General features: G+C 44.7%; 1 protein-coding gene. It reads right to left on the bottom strand.

Translation table 11 applies throughout. The features are described from left to right. On the bottom strand, window positions 1-517 hold a 517-nt coding region (locus tag D081_RS12785; RefSeq protein WP_158087679.1), incomplete at both ends, for a hypothetical protein.

The raw sequence follows: 517 nt of genomic DNA, 5'->3' as shown, positions 1-517 counted from the left end.
CATTTGTTCCACCGCCGTAAAGGCTGCCATTTACTGTCGCGTTGTTCAACGTGACCATGTTGCCCGTAACATCGCCCGTACCGCTATAAGTATAGCCACCATAAACGTTGTTAGCTGTGGTATTCTCCAACGTAACAGAATTGTTCGTGGCACTGTTTCCCTCCCCACCGTAGACATTACTAACTGTTGAGTTTTTCAGCACGACAGTATTTTTGTCGGCTTGGCCAACTGCGCTAAAAGCACCTCGAATCTCTTTAGTCGGTTTGATATTTATTCCTTCCACAGTATTCCTTGAAGCGATGGCATTATGAGTACTAGTATTGCCGCCTTCCGCCGAAAATGTTCCCTGTACATTGGACAGCTTCAAGGTATAACCACTTACATTATTATTAAACGATAAACCGCCTTTAATATGCCATAAATCATTATTCCAATTTCCGCCAGTGATGGTCAGCGTTTTGCCAGAGTTGGAAATGGTTGCCTCTGTTGGCGGCGTTCCTTCTTGATAAAGCTCGTC

Source organism: Anaerovibrio sp. JC8 (assembly GCF_002100115.1).
Classification (GTDB): domain Bacteria; phylum Bacillota; class Negativicutes; order Selenomonadales; family Selenomonadaceae; genus Anaerovibrio.
Note: the sequence above shows the minus strand (reverse complement) of the source record. Positions and strands in the feature narration are given on the sequence as shown.